This window comes from Pseudomonas costantinii (assembly GCF_001870435.1).
Taxonomy (GTDB): Bacteria; Pseudomonadota; Gammaproteobacteria; order Pseudomonadales; family Pseudomonadaceae; genus Aquipseudomonas; species Aquipseudomonas costantinii.
The window spans coordinates 259,364-276,978 of record NZ_MDDR01000016.1; the positions used below are offsets into that span (position 1 = coordinate 259,364).

Below are 17,615 nucleotides of genomic sequence, written 5' to 3' on the forward strand. Positions count from 1 at the left end.
CCAGCCGATCACCTTGCGAGCTGGCCCACCTCCTGCTTGAATCTTTTTACCAGCCAAATTATGACTGGTGAGTCGCCTATAACCTCCAAGAAACACTTTGCCCCGCCCGCGCTTGATCTACGGGCCTCTCAGGCAAACAGCCCGCTATAACAACACCCGTCGGCCAGCCGTCACCGGATCGACATGGGCTCTCATTTTCAAGGCGTATGCCTACCTGTCACAAAGCTCGTGCAGAGTGATCTGCGCGCCCTACCCGCTTGCCAGGAGTCTTATGACATGAGGCCAGAAATCGCTGTGTTGGATATACAGGGTCAGTATCGGGTTTACACGGAGTTCTATCGCGCGGACGCAGCTGCCAAGACCATCATCCTGGTCAACGGCTCCATGGCAACCACCGCTTCCTTCGCCCAAACCGTGAAAAGCCTGCACCCGCAATTCAATGTGGTTTTGTACGATCAGCCCTACGCTGGCCGTTCCAAAATCCATAACCGCCATGAGCAAATGCTGACGAAGGAAGTCGAAGGCCAGATCCTCCTGGAGCTCATCGACCACTTCGCCGCCGAACACGTGCTGTCGTTCTCCTGGGGTGGCGCCGCTGCCCTGGTCGCCCTCGCCCACCGACCCCGTCGTGTGGAAAAGGCGGTGATCAGCTCGTTCTCCCCAGTGATCAACGCGCACATGCGCGACTACCTCGAACGCGGCGTCGACTACCTCGGCAGCCTCGACCGCGACCGCGTCGGCCACTTGGTCAACAACACCATCGGCAAACACCTGCCGTCGCTGTTCAAACGTTTCAACTACAAACATGTGAGCAGCCTGGCCGAGCATGAATATGGCCAGATGCACTTTCATATCAGCCACATACTCAACAGCGATCGGCTCTGCTATCTCAAAGCGGCCAAGCAGATCGACATTCCGGTACTGTTTTTGAACGGCGAATGGGACGAATACACCAGCGCCCAGGATGCCAAGCTGTTTGGCCAACACGTGGCAAACAGCAGTTTCAGCACCATCCAGGCCACTGGGCATTTTCTGGATATGGAGCACAAGGCGGCATGCCGGGATAGCCGGAACGCGGTGGTGGGCTTTTTGAAATCAGAACGGCAGGTCAGCCGATTGCGCTATCACCACGGCCAGACGCAGCATGCATTGGGGATATGAAATGAGATCCTTTGCAGGAGCAAGCTTGCTGTGGCGAGGTAGCTTGTTCCTGCATGGGGTCCGTTCGTCGCGTTGATTGATGAACGCAACCCACACATTTTTCGAAGAAAAACTTCAAATCCCGATGAACATCTGGTACAAAGTCAGCCGTTCTGAGCGGGTATAGTTTAGTGGCAAAACGAAAGCTTCCCAAGCTTTAGTTGAGGGTTCGATTCCCTCTACCCGCTCCACTCAAATTTTGCTTTCACGTCAGGTTGGTTGTGACGGGAAGGCACGAAAAAACCGGCCTTTGGTGGCCGGTTTTTTTATGGGTGAAATTTAAGGGTGGGGAGGTCGCCAACCACTCAATTATTTGAGTGTACAGCCACGCTGCACCACCCACGCCAACGGCAACGTCACCAACAACATCCCCGCCAGCACCATCACCGCCACCGGTACGCCCAACACATCCCCCACGCCACCAAACACCACCGGTGCCAACGCCCCGCCGCCGATCGTGCCTGTATAGAACACCGCGAACGCCTGCTCGCGTTTCTCCGCGCCCGCCAGGTCGGGCACGGCGCCATACAGCACTGAAGACGTTCCATTGAGCACCAGCCCCAATACCGGCAACATCACCATCAACCCACTCAGCGGCAGGTATACCGCTGCGACGATCAGCAGCGCCGTGCTGGTTTCCGTCAGCCACACCGTCTTCATCATGCCGATGCGTGCACCCAGGTAGCCGCAGAGCAACTTGCCGAACGCACCTCCGATAAACAGCAGAGTCAGAGCCAGGCCGATGCCCGCCGTACCTGCGCCTTTGGCTTGCAGCAGGAACGGCAGGAAGGTGAGAAAGCCCATACGCACCGCGCTGTCGAGGGTGCCGGTAAGGATCAGTGCGCGCAGGCCGGTGACAGAACCGGTTCCCACAATGGGTTTGGCTCTTTTAGTGGATGCGGTTGCGGATGGTTGGGAGGGGATCAGCCACCACAACAACCCCGCCGCCGCCAGGCCGAGCAGCCCCAGGAGTGTGGCACTGGCGCGCCAACTGATGATGGTGAGCAGCAGGCCAACCAAACCCGGAATCAGGGTCTTGCCGATGTCGCCGGAGAAGTTGTATTGGGACAACGCTTGTTTGACCCCGCCACCGCCCTCGTAGGCGTCGGTGATCATTGAGGAGGCCAATGGATGTTGGGTACTGGCGCCTAACCCGCCCAACAGCAATGCCAGCAGCAACAGGGTCAACCCGGTGGCCTGTCCCACTAATACGTAGGCGACACCCGCGAGTGCCGTGCCCCCAACGAGCATCGGTATACGGCCCCAGCGTTTAGCGGCGCGGCTGGCCATCAGTTGGAACACGGCCATCATCCCGGAGTAAGCGCCGCGTAGCAGACCGATCTGGGCATAGGACAGCGCGAACTGCGCTTGCCAGATCGGCAGCAGCACGTAGATGACGTCGGTCAGACCATCGTGAACGGCGTGGGCGCTGCAGCCGGCAATCAGCGAGCGACGCCGGGTTAATGTTTCGCAAGCAGGCACAGCGACGGTGTCGGTCATGATGTTTGGATCAACTCAGGTTTTAGGGGCTTGCAGCCTGTCAGGGCGATCAGCAGGGTCAGCAGTTGGAAACCGATAATCAGCGTCACGCAGCCTGCCCAGCCCCACCGCTCCCAAATTAAGGCCGGGGCGATGGCACCGCAGCTGCCGCCCAGGTAGTAGCACGTGAGGTAAACGCCCACGGCGCCCGCCTTGTTGTCACGAGCAGTCGCAGTGATGAAGGCGTTCGCGGCCGCTTGAGCAAGGAACACGCCAGTGGAACTGAGGGCTAGGCCTACGACGATGCACCCTAGCGACGGCATCAGGGTCAGCGCCGAACCACTCACACCGAGCACGGCAGCGACAGTCAGCAGTTCGGCGTGGGGTCGGGCCTTGCTGAGGCGGCCAGCGATAGGGATCACAATCAAGGCCAACAGAAACACCATGTAAAGTGTGCCCAAGGCCGCAGGTCCCAAGCTGAACGGCGGTAAGCCAAGGTACAAACCTGCGTAGGTAAAAGCGGCGACTTGAGAAAACAACACACAAAAACCTACGGCGTACGCGGCCAGCAAGGGCTTGTGAAAAATACCCGACCTAGATGCCTTAACCGCTGACGTCTGCTGGCGGTTGGTTGGCAACAAAAACTGGATAAACCCACCCACCATCAGACTCAGTGCTGCCAGTAATTCAAAGGCTTCCCGCCAGCCCACATATTCAGTCATCACGCCCGTGACGAAACGCCCGGCGAACCCGCCCAATACGGTGCCCGCCACATAAAGGCTGGTGACTTCGGTAACGGCCCCGCCACGCCAACGATCACCGATATAAGCCACGCTGGTGGCAAACACCACAGGGATCAACATGCCTTCGACAAACCGCCACACCAGCACTTCGGTAAAGCTATCGGCGTAGGCGGTCATCAACGCAGGCACCGCCAACAACAGCGCGGCCACAGCAATCACCGTGCGTTGCTCGAAGCGCCCGGTCAGCCGGCTGACAAAGGGGGCGGTGATCGCCACAGCCAAGGTAGTGACCGTGATACTCCAGCCCGCGGTCTTGGCGCTGATATGAAACTGCGCGGCAAAGGTCTGGAGAATGCTCTGGGTCGCATAAAGGTTCAGAAACGCCGCGCAACCACACAGGAACAGGGCAAGGCGGGCACAATGCAGGCGCGGTTTCATGAAACCTCTCGTTTTATTTTGTGAGGTCTTTATAGAATGGCCGACCGGTTTTAAACCAATACCGATTTCGAACCGATCAATACCAGAGGACCAGGATGCTCGACCTACGCAAGCTGCGTTACTTTCTGACAGTCGCCGAAGAGTTGCATTTCGGCCGCGCGGCACTTCGCCTGCACTTGGCCCAGCCGCCGCTGACCCGGCAGATTTCGGCGCTGGAAGCGGAATTGGGTTTCAAGCTATTTGATCGCACCAGCCGCACGGTGTCCCTCACCGCTCAGGGGCGTTCGTTCTTGCCCTATGCGCGTGGCGTGTTGGAGCAGGTTGAGTTAGCGCAGGTGATCGCAGGCAAGTTGGCTGCTGGTACCGCTGGGCAGTTGGCGTTGGGATATGTCAGCTCGATCGCCTTGTCGGATCTGTTCAGTCAGGCGATCCAGGCATTTGCCCAACGCTTTCCCGATGTGCAGTTGACCTTGGTGGAGTGTGCCTCCGGCAGCCTGGGCGCGCAGGTGGCGGATGGGCGGTTGGATATTGGGCTGAGCCGCCTGCTGCCGCAAAACGAAGAGGTGCAAGCGCTGTCACTGGGCGAGGAGCGATTGGTGGCGGCGGTGTCCAGTGAAAGCCCGCTGGCGAGCCTGGCTGAAGTCAGTCTGGCGCAACTCAGTGCTTATCCGCTGATTCTGTTTCCGTCGGATTATGGATCGGGGCTGAATCAATCCATTGAACAGCTTTACCGACACCACGGCCAGGCTCTGCGTCCTGGGCCGACCGGGCGGCAGATCACCTCGATCATTGCACTGGTGGCGGCCGGACAGGGGGTCGCGCTGGTACCTGAATGTACAAAAAGCTTGATGAACAAGGGCGTCACGTATAGGCCGATAGTGGAGCCGGATGCCTGTGCGAAATTGTTGGTACTGACCCCTACGGCAAGAAGAAGTGTGTTGGTTGATGCGTTTCTCGCGGTTATCGCGCAGACCTTACACACCCGGTAACGCCTCCGTAAAACCTCGCAATACCTCTCTCCGGCGCCATTTCTACGCGCTCATACACTTCATTCACCGCCTACCGAAACGCCGGCCATCGACCGCCGGTAGGTAGAGTGTTGATAATTTATTTTCAGTGGTTATAGTCACCACCAACACACACCACAAGGAGGTGATGTGGATAGCCGATATTTGATAGGTCATATCGTTGCGGATGGCTGGTATCTGGTGCGCACCAGAGGCAGTCATCATCATTTCAAGCACCCGACAAAACCGGGGCTGGTGACGATTCCCCATCCAAAAAAGGATTTGTTGGACAAGACCGCCAAGAGCATTTTGAAACAAGCTCTGTTGAGTTAACCGTCCCTGGAGGACAACAGACATGCTTTACCCCATCGCAATTTCAACCGGAGACGACGATCACGCTTGGGGCGTGGAAGTCCCGGACATTCCTGGCTGCTACTCTGCGGGTGACGATCTGGACGACGCCATGGCCATGGCCCGTGAAGCGATCGAAGGGCACTTCGAGATCCTTGCGGAAGACGGCGCACCGATTCCCAGCGCGCAAAAAGTCACTTTGCATGCGGCCAACCCACAGTACGCCGGCTGCACCTGGGCAGTGGTGGATATTGACGTCACTAAGTACCTGGGCAAGGCGCAAAAGCTCAACATTACCCTGCCGGGCTACCTGTTGAATCGTATTGATGAATACGTACTGCACCATCCTGAAGAAAAAAGCCGTTCAGGCTTTCTGGCATCCGCGGCGCTTAAGGTGTTGCAACAGGATCGGTAGCTGCAACTCAGCAAAGTCCGAATGCCGCGAGGAACCCATATCGTGATGATGTCAGCTCGTCAGCCCTGGAATCGGGATTACTGCAATGCTTGAGTCTAAACAGCACACGCCAAAAGCCATACTGCGCCAGGTGATAGGCTGGGTGTTGGTTTTGCCATTACTGGTCTCGTTTGTAAGGCTGCCATTTCCCCTTGGGTTGGTCCTGGGGCTGGGAGCGATTGCAGCGTCGGCTTATGGTGTACGGCTGGCCAGACGCCACGCCAGCCGACGCGTAACCGTGTTCGCCTTGATCGTCACTCTACTCAATGTCATTTCGTTGGTCGTGATGGGGACCGCCTCAGTACTCATGGGACTCTATTACGTAGCCTGGATTTACGGTTATCCGCATTACTCCAGCTGGGTTTACTGGAACTTTTAAACTCAGGAAAATTTGACCGCAAGAAACGTAGTTTCCAGCAGGGCTAATGGAACTACAGTCACATCGTAACGTTTACATCCTTCCAAGGAGCCCGCACATGTCCTACGAATACAAGCTCATGCCCTCCCCCGTCGGCCAGCTCACCCTGGTCGCGCGCAATGGCAAACTCAGTGCAATTTTGTGGGAAGTAGAGCGAGCCAACCGTGTACGTCTGGGTGAATTGCACGAGGCGAATGACAGCCCGGTGCTATTGAACACCGAGCGCCAGTTGAAGGAGTACTTCGCCGGCACCCGCAACCGGTTCGAGCTGGAACTGGACTTCTCGGGCACCGACTTTCAAAAGCAAGTCTGGCAGGCACTGCTGACCATTCCCTTTGGCGAAACCCGTAGCTACAGCCAGATCGCCCAACAGATTGGTAACCCGAAAGCCGTGCGTGCGGTGGGGGCAGCCAATGGGCGCAATCCGATCTCGATCATCGCACCATGCCATCGAGTGATAGGTGCCTCAGGCGGGCTGACCGGCTTCGCTGGTGGGCTGGAAGCCAAGCAGTATTTGCTGGCATTGGAAGGCACCGGCCAGGCAGAACTGGCGTTCTAGAGACTAACCTGGACCACACATAAAAACGGCGGTTGGAAATCATCCAACCGCCGTTGCTCACTTCAAGTGACGGATTCAACCCTCGCTTTGACGACCTTTACCGTAGGTCGACGCGAGGGCACGGGCTTTTTGCAGACGCTCTTCCAACTTGGGCAGTGTCTCATCCACCAACGCTTTTATTTCCGGCACATCCGACACCGCGCCTTCCTGCTTAAAGAGGGCGATGGCGTCTTCGTTTTCCTTGACCTGTTGCGCGGTATAAGCGGCGTCAAAGGAGTCGCCATCCTTGAGTGTGGGCATCAGGGTTTCGGCTTTATCAACAATTTTTTCGCGCGGAACCACGGGCAAGTCGAGCTTCTTGGCGATAGCCGCCAAGTGCTGATTGGCCAGCGTGCGCTCGTTGATAACCTCGATGGTGTAGTCCTTGATTTCCTGAGACGACGTTTTGGCGTGGGCCATGCGACTGGTTTCGATATCGGCCATGCCTTTGGCTGAAGCCTCCTCGATGAATTCAGCCGGCGACTGGGCGAAAGCATTGCTGGCGCCGAGGCCCAGCAGCATCGCGAAACTGGCGGTGCGTAACCGGATAGCCATACGGCTCATGATAGGTTCCTCCAGGGCAAAAATAAGTGCGAGGGATGACACCTCGCCCTGTATTCGAATTTTCAGGGCGGCAAAGGTTTAGAAAAAACTCACCCGTGCGACGAACGGTTTTCGTCGCATCAGGCCGGTTTACTGCCAAACAAGCCCGGTAAAGCGTGCGCCAGTGCGTTGATGGCGAAGCCGATAAACATCACGCCACACAGCTTGGTAATCAGGATTTCATGGCGCTGATACACCGTGCGCACCCGCTGGGCGCCGACCACACCGATCAGAATCGCGTAGGCCAGTACGCCGCCTACGAAGCTCAAGAAGATCAGCGACGGCAGCATCGACCACGTCAACAACTCGGCACGGCTGGACAACAACGCAGTGAACGTTGCCACCGCCACCGGGTAAGCCTTGGGGTTGGTCAGGCCGAATAGAATGCCATGCCAAAACGGATGCCGCGCCGCGCCCTGAGGCGCATCGCTGCTGCGACGCTGGGTGCGAATCGCGCGCCAGCCGAGCCAGAACAGGTAAAGTCCGCTGAGCACGCCCAGCACATCAAATGCACCGCTGCCGACCTCCCGCGCGCCGACAATCGCAATCAGCGCCGTACTGCACCACACCACGTCCCCGAGCAAATGCCCACACAGGAAACCCGCTCCGGCGCGACGACCACGGGCAGCACCGATACCAAACACAGCCAAGACGCCCGGACCAGGCGTAATACCGTAGATAAAACCCGAAGCGAGAACGGCGAGCAGCAAGGATGGGGTCATGGGCGCGACTCTGACAGACGGTTGAGAGGTGGATGGATTCTGCACGTTCTCACGCTAGGGGTAAAACTTCATTCCTGCGTAAGGTTTATCGCGACACGCTTGCAGGCGCGATGCCAAATCGCCGACATGGGCTTCAAGTTTATGGCCATCGGGATCGAGAAAATAAAACGAGGCGCCTTCACTGCGGTTGTCGCGCCATTCCTGCACACCAGCAGCCAGCAGACGTTCTACCAGCGCGGTGAAATCACGCGCATCGACCGTGAACGCATAGTGGGTGTAGTCCACCGCCGGCGCCGAGTGACACAATGGATCGAGTGACAAGCACAGCCATAGTCCGGGCAATGAGAGGTAGGCGCCGTTGTCCCAGGTAGCGTCGAGCCGAAGTTGCAGCACATTACGGTAGAAGCCGATGCTGCGATCCAAATCGGTGACGGCCAGGGTCAGGTGATTGAGACCTGAGAGCATGCGGTTTTTCCTGTTATCGATGACTTGCAGACAATACACCCTGCACTTGCCCAATCAACCACTGCAACCCCGAATCCCCACCCCGCCGTGCATGCCACGCCAGCTCAACGGCAAACGAGGGGATATGAAACGGTGGCGGCACGGCAGACAGGTGCTGGTGATCGATGTTGAGCAAGCCCCGGGACGACACGGTCAGAATCAAATCGGTTCCCTGGATCAACTGTGGCGCCACGCCCCAGTGCGGCAAGCTGACCGCCACATGCCGCCGCTCACGAATCGCCGTCAATGCCCGCTCGATTTCCGGGGTGCCGCTGCCACGCATTTCCAGCAGCACATGGGGGCGCGAGAGATAGGTGGGTAGATCAAGCACGCCGTTTTCCGGCAGGCTGTTGCGGTCCACCAGACAGGTGTAATGCTCCTCGAATAAGGGCGTGGTGCGCAGTTCGGCGGGCATATCGGGGAAGACTCCGGCGGCCAGATCGATGTCGCCATTGAGTACCCCGTCCACCATACCTTCGCGGCTGGCCTGGATGATTTGCAGGTCGATGCCAGGCGCTTCATGGCGCAAGACACGGACCAAGCCCGGCAGGAAAATCGCCGCGCTGTAGTCCGACATCGCCACGCGAAATCTGCGTTTGGTTGACTCCGGTTCAAAGCGGTTCGGCGCCAACAGTGCCTGCACCTGGGCCAGGGCCTCGGCCAACGGCATCGCCAACTCCAAGGCACGCGCCGTCGGCACCAATGTGCCGCCCTGGCGCACCAACAATGGGTCACCCAGCAAATCGCGCAAGCGCGCCAACGCATGGCTGACCGCCGGCTGGCTCAGGTGCAAACGCTCCGCCGCGCGGGTGACATGTTGCTCGCAGAGCAAGGCGTCGAGGATCACCAGCAGATTGAGATCGATGCGACGAAGAGTATTCATCAGCTGCATGCTCAGCATAAGAACTTGGAATTTAAATTTGCGCGACGAATAACCTAGAGTCCAGAAAAACCTTTGGAAGAATCGATATGACGACGTTGAATTGGGTGGGATTGTTAGTGCTGGCGGTTATCGCCGGGGCAGTGGTGCCGTTTCAGAGCGCGATCAATGCCAACCTCGGGCGCGGGCTCGGTCACCCGCTGTGGGCCACGCTGGCATCGCTGCTGGTGAGCATTATCGTATTGCTGCCGGTAATTCTGGCGCTACGCCTACCACTGCCCAGCCTGACCTTTATCAGCAAGGCACCGTTGTGGATGTGGGCCGGTGGTGCATTTGGTGTGTGCTTTATTTCGCTGGCATTGATGCTGCTGCCCAAGCTCGGCGCGTCCGGGTTTATTGCGCTGGCCATGGCCGGGCAGATTCTCGCCTCGCTGCTACTCGATCACTTCGGTCTGTTCGGCCTGGTTGAGCGCCAACTGACAACGCCCCGGGTGCTGGGGGCGTTGTTGTTGATTGGCGGGGTGGTGTTGATTCAGTTCAGCAGCACGCCCGCCCGTGCGCTAACAGCAGCGGGTTGATCAGCCCTTATCCAAAGTGCGCAGTTTTTGCGGCAAACCCCACAGCAAAAGCGCCGCCGCCAATAGCGCACAGACACCGATCACATACAGCGCCGGGGTGGTACTGCCGGTGAGGTCCTTGATCCGCCCCACCATCACGGGGCTGACAATACCGCCGAACTGACCGAGGGTGTTGATCACCGCAATGCCACCCGCCGCACCCGCACCGGCGCCCGCCAACAACTTGGGTGGCAAGGTCCAGAATGTCGGGATCGAAGCAATGATGCCGGCGCCCAACATGCCCAAGGCGATGATCAGGAAAGTGGTGTGGTCGGCAAAAATCCCGGCGCTGAAGAAGCCGATCGCTCCCAGCACCACCAGACCGCAGACGAACTTGCGACGCTCGCCGGTGGCGTCCGACAGCCGCCCGATCACCACCATGCTGATCGCGCCGCACACATAGGGAATCGCCGTGAGCAGGCCGATCATCACCGGGCTCTGGGTGCCGGCGCTGCGAATCAATTGCGGCGCCCAGAAGTTAAGGCCGTAGGACGCCACCTGGATCAGGAAGTAAATAAAGCCGAGCATCAAGAAGCCTGGAATGCGGATAGCCGACAGCAACGAACCACCATGCTGGTTCGGTTCATGCTTCGCAATACGGCTCGACAACAGCGTCTTCTCCGCCGACGTCAGCCAATGGGCGTCCTCAATGCGATCCTTGAGCCGGGTCAGCACCAAGAAGCCCAGACCGATGCAGGGTAAACCACCGAGCAGGAACAGCCAGTGCCAGCCGCGCATCTGCAATACGCCGTCGAGGTGTTCCAGCACCAACCCGGAAAACGGCGCGCCCACCAGCCCCGCGAAAGCCGACGCCAGGAACAGCATCGAAGTGATCCGACCACGGAAGTGTTGCGGGAACCACAACGTCAGGTAATACAGCACGCCCGGTGCAAAGCCCGCCTCCATTGCGCCGATCAGGAAACGCAGCGCATAGAACTGCCATTCGGCGGTGACAAACACCATGGCCGCCGTCGCCAAGCCCCACGACATCATGATCCGTGCAATCCAGCGCCGCGCGCCGACCTTGTACAGCATCATGTTGCTCGGCACTTCGAAAATCACATAACCCACCACAAACAACCCGGCGCCCAGGCCGTAAGCGGTGTCGCTCAGGCTCAAGTCAGCCTGCAGCTGGAACTTGGCGAAGCTGATGTTGATACGGTCAAAAAACGCAAACAGATAACACACCATGATCAGCGGCATCAGGCGCCAGGCGACCTTGCTGACCAGGGCTTTTTCAGCATCAATTTCACCAGCCGAGCGCGCGCCGGCCTCTAACGTATTAGTGCTCATTGTTTCTCTCCAGCGGACTGCTCACAGGCGTCCGATTGTTTTTGTTGTCTGGTGCGGCGTTACAGCGTGGCGATGTATTCGGGCGGTGAATGCAAGTCGCAGTTGCGCCCGGCCTTGGCGACTTGCCCAGGCAATTCATGGCCCAACAGCGCCGGCAAGCGCCGGGACATTTGCAGCAGATGTGGCAGGTCGATACCGGTGTGAATGCCGACCTCCTCGCACAGGTTGACCAGGTCCTCGGTGCAAATATTGCCCGACGCTCCCGGCGCAAAAGGGCAACCGCCGAGGCCACCCAGGGCCGCGTCAAACCGACGGGCACCGGCTTCGTAGGCGGCCAGCACATTGCACAACCCCAGGCCACGGGTGTTATGGAAATGCAGGGTCAGATCGCTGGCCGGTACTCGCTCCAACACGCGCTTGACCAGGCGCTCCACCTGGCGCGGATTGGCCATGCCGGTGGTGTCGGCGAGGCTGATGCCCTGGATACCCAACGCTTGATAAGCGTCGACAATTTGCAGCACGCGGTCTTCATCGATCTTGCCTTCGAACGGGCAACCAAACGTGGTGGCGATGCTGCCATTGAGGCGCACCGGGTGGTCGGCGGCAAAGCTGACGATATCGCCGAAAGCGGCCAACGACGCTTCGCAACGCATGCGCATATTGGCCAGGTTGTGGGTCTGGCTCGCGGACATCACCAGGTTCAGCTCATCGGCCCGGGACTCGATGGCGCGCTGGGCACCCTTGAGGTTGGGGATCAGCGCCACGTAGATAACCCCGGGTCTGCGTTCGATGCCCTGGAACACGTGCTCGCCATCGCGCAGCGCAGGGATGGCCTTGGGCGAAACAAACGAACCGGCTTCGATCCGTGAAAAACCGGCCAGGGACAACTGGTCGATCAACGCTATCTTGTCCGCAGTCTCGACCCAGGTCGGTTCGATTTGCAGGCCATCGCGCGGGGAGACTTCCTGCACGATCAGCGGGTCGGAATAATCGGTGATCATTGCACCACTCCCGAGGTTTTCAGGCGTTGGATATCGGCACCGGTCAGGCCCAGGCTGCCAAGGATGTCGTCAGTGTGCTGGCCGAGGGTCGGACCTTGCCAGTTCACCGCGCCGGGGGTTTCGGAAAGCTTGGGAACGATGCCGGGCATCTTCACCGAAACACCACCGGGCAGTTCGACGTTGAGCAACATATCTCGCGCCTGGTAGTGCGGGTCGCTGACGATATCAGCCACGGAGTAGATGCGCCCGGCCGGGACTTCAGCGGCTTCCAGGGCACTGAGTACGTGGTCGATGGGCAGGCTGCTGGTCCAGTGGGTGATCGCCGCATCGAGCAAACCACTTTTTGCCGCACGACCATCGTTGTGGGCGAACTCAGGTGCCTCGGCCAGGTCGACGCGGCCGATTGTGATCATCAGGCGCTTGTAGATCGGGTCACTGTTACCGGCGATCACCACGTAAGCGCCGTCGGCGGTCAGGTAGGTGTTGGACGGTGCGATACCCGGCAAGGCGCCGCCACTGCGTTCGCGCACATGGCCGAGCATGTCGTACTCCGGCACCAGGCTTTCCATCAGGTTGAACACGCTTTCGGCCAGGGACACATCGACAATCTGCCCGTCGCCCTGGCCGGTCTTGACCCGTAGCAGCGACATCAGCGCACCGATCACGCCGTGCAGGGACGCGAGTGAATCGCCGAGGCTCACGCCCACTCGCGCCGGTGGCGAGTCGGGGTTGCCGGTGGTGTAGCGAATACCGCCCATGGCCTCGCCGATCGCGCCAAAACCCGGGCGGTCGCGGTAAGGGCCGGTCTGACCGTAGCCGGAGATGCGCACCAGGGTCAGCTTGGGGTTGAGGGCGTGCAACACGTCCCAGCCCAGACCGAGTTTTTCCAGGCCGCCGGGGCGCAAGTTTTCAATCAGTACGTCGGCGTCGCCAAGCAGTTGCTTGATAAGGTCCAGCCCTTCACTGGACTTGAGGTCCAGGGCCAGGGACTTCTTGTTGCGCGATTGCAGGTACCACCACAGCGATGTGCCTTCGTGCAGCTTTCGCCATTTGCGAAGCGGATCGCCCTGCCCCATGGCTTCGATCTTGATCACCTCGGCGCCAAACTCGGCCATCAGCCGCGCGGCGAACGGCGCGGCAATCAGGGTGCCGATCTCGATCACCTTGATACCGCTCAGGGGAGCCGTCATGGGGTGTACCTCTTATTCTTGGAATGTGGCGCCAAGGCTAGAGGACAGCAGCGGGGGAAATCCAACCGTCAGTTGGCAAGGAGCGTTCGCGAAATGCGAACGACAATGGAATTACCTGTAAGAGCCGTCTGACTCAGCGCTGCCGCGCAAGTAGTCAAACAGCAGCCGACTGACCGGCGACAACTGCGCCTCATCGCGCACCACCAGGATCAAGCTGCGATCCGACCAGGCATCCGTCAGCGGAACGGCATGCAGGCCCAACGCCCGACCAAACAAATCGTAGGCTTTTTGCGGCAGGATACCGATGCCCATATTTGCCTGGACCATCCGGCACATCGCATCAAACCCCGGCACATGAATACGCAGGCGCAGCACTTTGCCCGCCTCACGCGCCGCGGCGTGGGTACGCATATTGATGGAACTGGCGGAGTGCAGGCCAACGTAATCGCTGCCCAGGGTTTCGGCGAATGCCAGGGTTTTGCGCGCCGCCAATGGGTGATCTGCGGGCATCAACACCACCAATTTGTCGAGACGATAGGTCACGCTGGGCAGGCCTTTGGTGTCGGTGTCGCTGGAGCAGATTCCCAGGTCTGCCACCCCATCCAGCACGCCCTGCACTACACCATTGCTGGGGCGCTCCTCCAGATCGGTTTTCACCTCGGGGTGCAACTCGGAAAAATCCCGCAGGTCTTCAGGAAGGAACTGAATGATCGCCGACAGATTGGCCAACATCCGCACATAACCACGCACACCATGGCTGTGTTCGCCCAGTTCCAGGCCCATTTTTTCGACGTTGAACAACATCTGTCGCGCATGGTGCAGCAGCGTTTCACCCGCCGCGGTCAGGTCCATGCCCTTGGCCCGGCGCACGAACAGGCTTACGCCCAGCACCTGTTCCAGCTCCATCAGGCGCTTGCTGGCCGCCGATACCGCAATCGCTTCACGGGCAGCTGCACGGGTCAACGTGCCCTCCTCAAACACCGCGACGAACAACTGCAAGGTGATCAAATCAAGGCGACGCACCAGGCTCTTGTGCAACATCAGCGGCGCTCGCTGGCCAAGCGATTGATCTCTGCCTGCTCTACCACCGCGTGCGGTGCGCCATGGCGCACCGCCGCCAACATCGCCTGGCCGACGGTCTCGGTGCTCACCACCCAGCTGGGTTTTACTCGACGCACAAACGAGAGCAACGGCCCGAGCACGGTATAGAAAGATTGGTACAGCGGCGTCTTCGAGCGTACGCCATGCAACGGCTGAATCACCCCGGGTCGAAACAGATACACCGCCTTGAACGGCAGGCGCAGCAAGGCGTTTTCAGTCTTGCCCTTGACCCGTGCCCACATCGACTTGCCCGCCTCGGAGCTGTCGGTGCCGGTGCCGGATACGTAGATAAACGTCATCTGCGGATTGAGTCGCGCCAGGGTGCTGGCGGCGACCAGGGTCAGGTCATAAGTGAGGTGGGTGTACTGGGTTTCATTCATGCCCGCCGACGAGACGCCAAGGCAGAAGAAGCACGCATCAAAGCCTTGCAGCAAGTTTTCCAGCGGTTGGAAATCCAGCATGTCGCTGTGCAGCACCTGGTGCAGTTTGTCGTGTTCCTGGGTCAAGGGCGTGCGGCCGACGGCGACGACTTCCTGAACGTCAGCGGCCAGCAGGCACTCGCGCAGCACGCCTTGGCCGACCATACCGGTGGCGCCGAATAGCAGAACTCTCATAAGGGGACCTCAGCGGCAAGCCGCAAGCTTCATGCTCAAGTTGAATGCAGTGCGAGACTCACACCTTAGCAGCTTGTAGCTTAACGCTTGCAGCGAGCGACTGCCCCGTCAGAACGCGCTACGAAAGATCTCTTCAATCTGACGCTGATCAGCCCGCCGTGGGTTAGTTAACCCACACGCATCCTTCAACGCGTTAGTGGCCAGCAGCGGAATATCCTGCAGCTTGGCACCCAGCTCGCGCAGGCCGGCCGGGATCTCAACGTCCTGGGACAACGTGCGAATGGCAGCAATGGCGGCTTGGGCGCCCTCTTCCGGGGTAATCCCTTTGACCTCGGCGCCCAACGCGTGAGCCACGTCGCTCAAGCGCTTGGCGCTGACACTGGCGTTAAAGCTTTGCACATGGGGCAACAACACCGCGTTGCACACGCCATGAGGCAAGTCGTAGAGGCCACCCAACTGGTGCGCCATGGCGTGCACAAATCCGAGGGACGCATTGTTGAACGCCATACCGGCGAGGAACTGCGCATACGCCATGTTTTCCCGTGCCACCTTGTCGCTGCCGTCCCGCACTGCCAGGCGCAGGTTGGCGCTGATCAATTCGATGGCCTTGATCGCACACGCGTCGGTGATCGGCGTAGCAGCCGTGGAGACATAGGCTTCGATGGCGTGGGTCAGGGCATCCATGCCGGTGGCGGCGGTGAGGCCCTTGGGCATGCCGACCATCAGCGCTGGGTCGTTAACCGACAACAGCGGCGTGACGTTGCGGTCGACGATGGCCATTTTCACGTGACGGGTTTCATCGGTGATGATGCAAAAGCGGGTCATCTCGCTGGCGGTACCGGCGGTGGTATTGATGGCCACCAGCGGCAGTTGCGGCTTGGTCGACTGGTCGACGCCTTCGTAGTCGCCGATATGCCCACCATTGGTAGCGCACAAGGCGATGCCCTTGGCACAGTCATGGGGCGAGCCGCCGCCCAGGGACACCACGAAATCACACGCGCTCTGCTGCAACAGGGCCAGGCCTTTCTCGACGTTCTCCACGTTGGGGTTGGGCTTGGCACCGTCGTAGATCACCGAATCAATATCCTGCATCGCCAGCTTCTCGGCGATCATGCTTGCCACGCCTGCCTTGGCAAGGCCTACGTCGGTGACGATCAGCGCCTTGCGAAAGCCGTAGTTGCGAATGGCGGTCATGGCTTCGTCTAGGCAGTCGGTGCCCATGATGTTGACGGCGGGGATGAAGAAAGTGCTGCTCATGGCGAATCCTCAGAGGCGTTATGCCTACAGGATCAACCTGTGCCGCGCGGCGCATCTTGATCAGGATCAATACCCGCTCGTGATAAAGTCACGCTCCCGCCGATTTCGAGTAGACCCGCCGCAATGAAGGATTTCCAGGATATTGACGCCCACCTTGAAGACTGGAGCGCACTGCGCAGCAGCACGGCCTTCAACGGGATTCTGATCGGCAACGGTGCCAGCCGGGCGATTTGGGAAGACTTTGCCTACGACTCGCTGTTCGAAAACGCCCGCACCGTCGAAGAAAAGCCTCTGAGCCAATCCGAGTTGAGCGTATTCGACGCCCTGCAAACCCGCAGTTTCGAGCAGGCGCTGGGCGCGCTGAAAACCACCAGCCGGGTCAACAAGGCGCTGGCGGTCAGCTCGGCGGCGCCGCGCAACCGCTACTACGCGATCAAGGAAGCGTTGATCAATACCATCCACGGCGTGCACATCCCGTGGCGCCTGGTGCAGCCGTCAACGCTGGCGACGATCAACGCGGAGCTGGCCCACTATTCCACGGTGTTCACCAGCAACTACGATTTGCTCAACTACTGGGCGATCCTGCACACCCCGGGCATCGACGACCTGTTCCGCAGCGCCGACGCCAGCTTCGATCTGCGCAATACCCGCACCGATGCCACGCGCATCCTCTACCTGCACGGAGGCCTGCACCTGGTGCGCAACCTCGACGGTACGGCGCGCAAACTACCGTCCACCGACAGCACGCTGCTCAGCAGTTTTGCGATCAACAACACCATCAAGACCCTGGACGATGTGCCGTTGTTTGTCAGCGAAGGCAAGGTGGAAGAAAAGCTCAAGACCATCCGCAGTTCGGATTATTTGTCGTTTTGCTATGCACAGCTACTCAGCCATGAAGGGGCGCTGTGCATCTTCGGCCATGACTTGGGGCCGCAGGATAAACACCTGGCGGATGCGATTCGCCAGGCCAGACTGACGACCCTGGCGATCTCGGTATCGGGGCGCAGTGACGGGTTTATTCGCCAGCAGAAGCGCCGGTATTCGGAGCTGTTTGATGGCATGGGGGTGAAATTGAAATTCTTTGCGGCGCGCACGCATCCGCTGGGTAATTCGGCACTGTCCGTACCGGTCGAACGCTGACTTCC

The 17,615-nt window shown here is 59.4% G+C and carries 20 protein-coding genes and 1 tRNA gene; 9 read left to right on the forward strand and 12 right to left on the reverse strand.

Translation table 11 applies throughout. The features are described from left to right. Positions 1-276 precede the first annotated feature (276 nt). Together BFL40_RS09620 and BFL40_RS09625 are read left to right on the forward strand one after the other, a co-directional pair. Positions 277-1,161: an alpha/beta fold hydrolase gene (locus BFL40_RS09620; RefSeq protein ID WP_071483746.1), complete on the forward strand. Its 885-nt coding sequence runs from the start codon at positions 277-279 to the stop codon at positions 1,159-1,161. Between the two features lie 156 nt (positions 1,162-1,317). After that, positions 1,318-1,391 (forward strand) — tRNA-Gly (locus BFL40_RS09625). Positions 1,392-1,509: 118 nt separating this feature from the next. Here the strand turns inward: BFL40_RS09625 and BFL40_RS09630 are convergent. Together BFL40_RS09630 and BFL40_RS09635 are read right to left on the reverse strand one after the other, a co-directional pair. Next, positions 1,510-2,700 (reverse strand): MFS transporter, encoded by a 1,191-nt coding sequence (locus tag BFL40_RS09630; protein ID WP_071483747.1) that lies wholly within the window; start codon positions 2,698-2,700, stop codon positions 1,510-1,512. Further along, positions 2,697-3,860, reverse strand: coding sequence for an MFS transporter (locus BFL40_RS09635; protein ID WP_071483748.1), 1,164 nt, complete (start codon positions 3,858-3,860; stop codon positions 2,697-2,699). Before BFL40_RS09635 ends, BFL40_RS09630 begins: the two co-directional genes overlap by 4 nt. A 95-nt stretch (positions 3,861-3,955) precedes the next feature. Here BFL40_RS09635 and BFL40_RS09640 point away from each other — a divergent pair, with 95 nt between their 5' ends. From BFL40_RS09640 to BFL40_RS09660, 5 genes are all read left to right on the forward strand, one after another. Then, complete coding sequence (locus tag BFL40_RS09640; protein ID WP_071483749.1) at positions 3,956-4,849, forward strand: LysR family transcriptional regulator; 894 nt, start codon at positions 3,956-3,958, stop codon at positions 4,847-4,849. 168 nt (positions 4,850-5,017) lie between these two features. Further along, positions 5,018-5,200, forward strand: a complete 183-nt coding sequence (locus BFL40_RS32885; protein WP_017736377.1) for a type II toxin-antitoxin system HicA family toxin — start codon at positions 5,018-5,020, stop codon at positions 5,198-5,200. 22 nt (positions 5,201-5,222) lie between these two features. Beyond that, positions 5,223-5,633 carry a type II toxin-antitoxin system HicB family antitoxin gene (locus BFL40_RS09650; RefSeq protein WP_071483751.1) on the forward strand — a complete coding sequence of 137 codons (411 nt, stop codon included), beginning with the start codon at positions 5,223-5,225 and terminating at the stop codon, positions 5,631-5,633. Positions 5,634-5,718: 85 nt separating this feature from the next. Then, positions 5,719-6,051, forward strand: coding sequence for a hypothetical protein (locus BFL40_RS09655; RefSeq protein WP_071483752.1), 333 nt, complete (start codon positions 5,719-5,721; stop codon positions 6,049-6,051). Positions 6,052-6,148: 97 nt separating this feature from the next. Beyond that, the gene (locus tag BFL40_RS09660; RefSeq protein WP_071483753.1) at positions 6,149-6,649 is read left to right on the forward strand and encodes a methylated-DNA--[protein]-cysteine S-methyltransferase; all 501 of its coding nucleotides are present in this window, start codon (positions 6,149-6,151) and stop codon (positions 6,647-6,649) included. A 75-nt stretch (positions 6,650-6,724) separates the two neighbouring features. Here BFL40_RS09660 and BFL40_RS09665 read toward each other — a convergent pair whose 3' ends face one another. From BFL40_RS09665 to BFL40_RS09680, 4 genes are all read right to left on the reverse strand, one after another. Next, a complete protein-coding gene (locus tag BFL40_RS09665; RefSeq protein WP_071483754.1) occupies positions 6,725-7,252 on the reverse strand; it encodes a DUF4142 domain-containing protein in 528 nt (175 codons plus the stop codon). A gap of 119 nt (positions 7,253-7,371) precedes the next feature. Next, complete coding sequence (locus BFL40_RS09670) at positions 7,372-8,013, reverse strand: LysE family translocator (protein ID WP_071483755.1); 642 nt, start codon at positions 8,011-8,013, stop codon at positions 7,372-7,374. A 54-nt stretch (positions 8,014-8,067) separates the two neighbouring features. Further along, the gene (fos, locus tag BFL40_RS09675) at positions 8,068-8,478 is read right to left on the reverse strand and encodes a fosfomycin resistance glutathione transferase (protein WP_071483756.1); all 411 of its coding nucleotides are present in this window, start codon (positions 8,476-8,478) and stop codon (positions 8,068-8,070) included. Between the two features lie 13 nt (positions 8,479-8,491). Beyond that, complete coding sequence (locus BFL40_RS09680; protein WP_235864728.1) at positions 8,492-9,409, reverse strand: LysR family transcriptional regulator; 918 nt, start codon at positions 9,407-9,409, stop codon at positions 8,492-8,494. 77 nt (positions 9,410-9,486) lie between these two features. Here BFL40_RS09680 and BFL40_RS09685 point away from each other — a divergent pair, with 77 nt between their 5' ends. Continuing rightward, positions 9,487-9,975, forward strand: coding sequence for a DMT family transporter (locus BFL40_RS09685; protein ID WP_071483758.1), 489 nt, complete (start codon positions 9,487-9,489; stop codon positions 9,973-9,975). Here the strand turns inward: BFL40_RS09685 and BFL40_RS09690 are convergent, their stop codons facing one another. The 6 genes from BFL40_RS09690 to yiaY form a co-directional block, all read right to left on the reverse strand. Then, complete coding sequence (locus tag BFL40_RS09690) at positions 9,976-11,307, reverse strand: MFS transporter (RefSeq protein WP_071483759.1); 1,332 nt, start codon at positions 11,305-11,307, stop codon at positions 9,976-9,978. 59 nt (positions 11,308-11,366) lie between these two features. Then, on the reverse strand, positions 11,367-12,308 hold the full coding sequence (locus BFL40_RS09695; RefSeq protein WP_071483760.1) for a hydroxymethylglutaryl-CoA lyase: 942 nt from the start codon (positions 12,306-12,308) through the stop codon (positions 11,367-11,369). Further along, entirely contained in the window at positions 12,305-13,498 is a 1,194-nt protein-coding gene (locus BFL40_RS09700) for a CaiB/BaiF CoA transferase family protein (RefSeq protein WP_071483761.1), read from the reverse strand. The genes BFL40_RS09695 and BFL40_RS09700 overlap by 4 nt, the downstream gene beginning before the upstream one ends. Before the next feature lie 111 nt (positions 13,499-13,609). Continuing rightward, positions 13,610-14,539, reverse strand: a complete 930-nt coding sequence (locus BFL40_RS09705; RefSeq protein WP_071483762.1) for a LysR family transcriptional regulator — start codon at positions 14,537-14,539, stop codon at positions 13,610-13,612. Next, positions 14,539-15,213 (reverse strand): NAD(P)H-binding protein, encoded by a 675-nt coding sequence (locus BFL40_RS09710; protein WP_071483763.1) that lies wholly within the window; start codon positions 15,211-15,213, stop codon positions 14,539-14,541. Before BFL40_RS09710 ends, BFL40_RS09705 begins: the two co-directional genes overlap by 1 nt. A gap of 108 nt (positions 15,214-15,321) precedes the next feature. Then, positions 15,322-16,470: an L-threonine dehydrogenase gene (yiaY, locus tag BFL40_RS09715; protein WP_071483764.1), complete on the reverse strand. Its 1,149-nt coding sequence runs from the start codon at positions 16,468-16,470 to the stop codon at positions 15,322-15,324. Between the two features lie 123 nt (positions 16,471-16,593). Between yiaY and BFL40_RS09720 the strand changes: the two genes are divergently transcribed. Beyond that, complete coding sequence (locus BFL40_RS09720) at positions 16,594-17,610, forward strand: DUF4917 family protein (RefSeq protein WP_071483765.1); 1,017 nt, start codon at positions 16,594-16,596, stop codon at positions 17,608-17,610. The last annotated feature ends 5 nt before the right edge of the window (positions 17,611-17,615 follow it).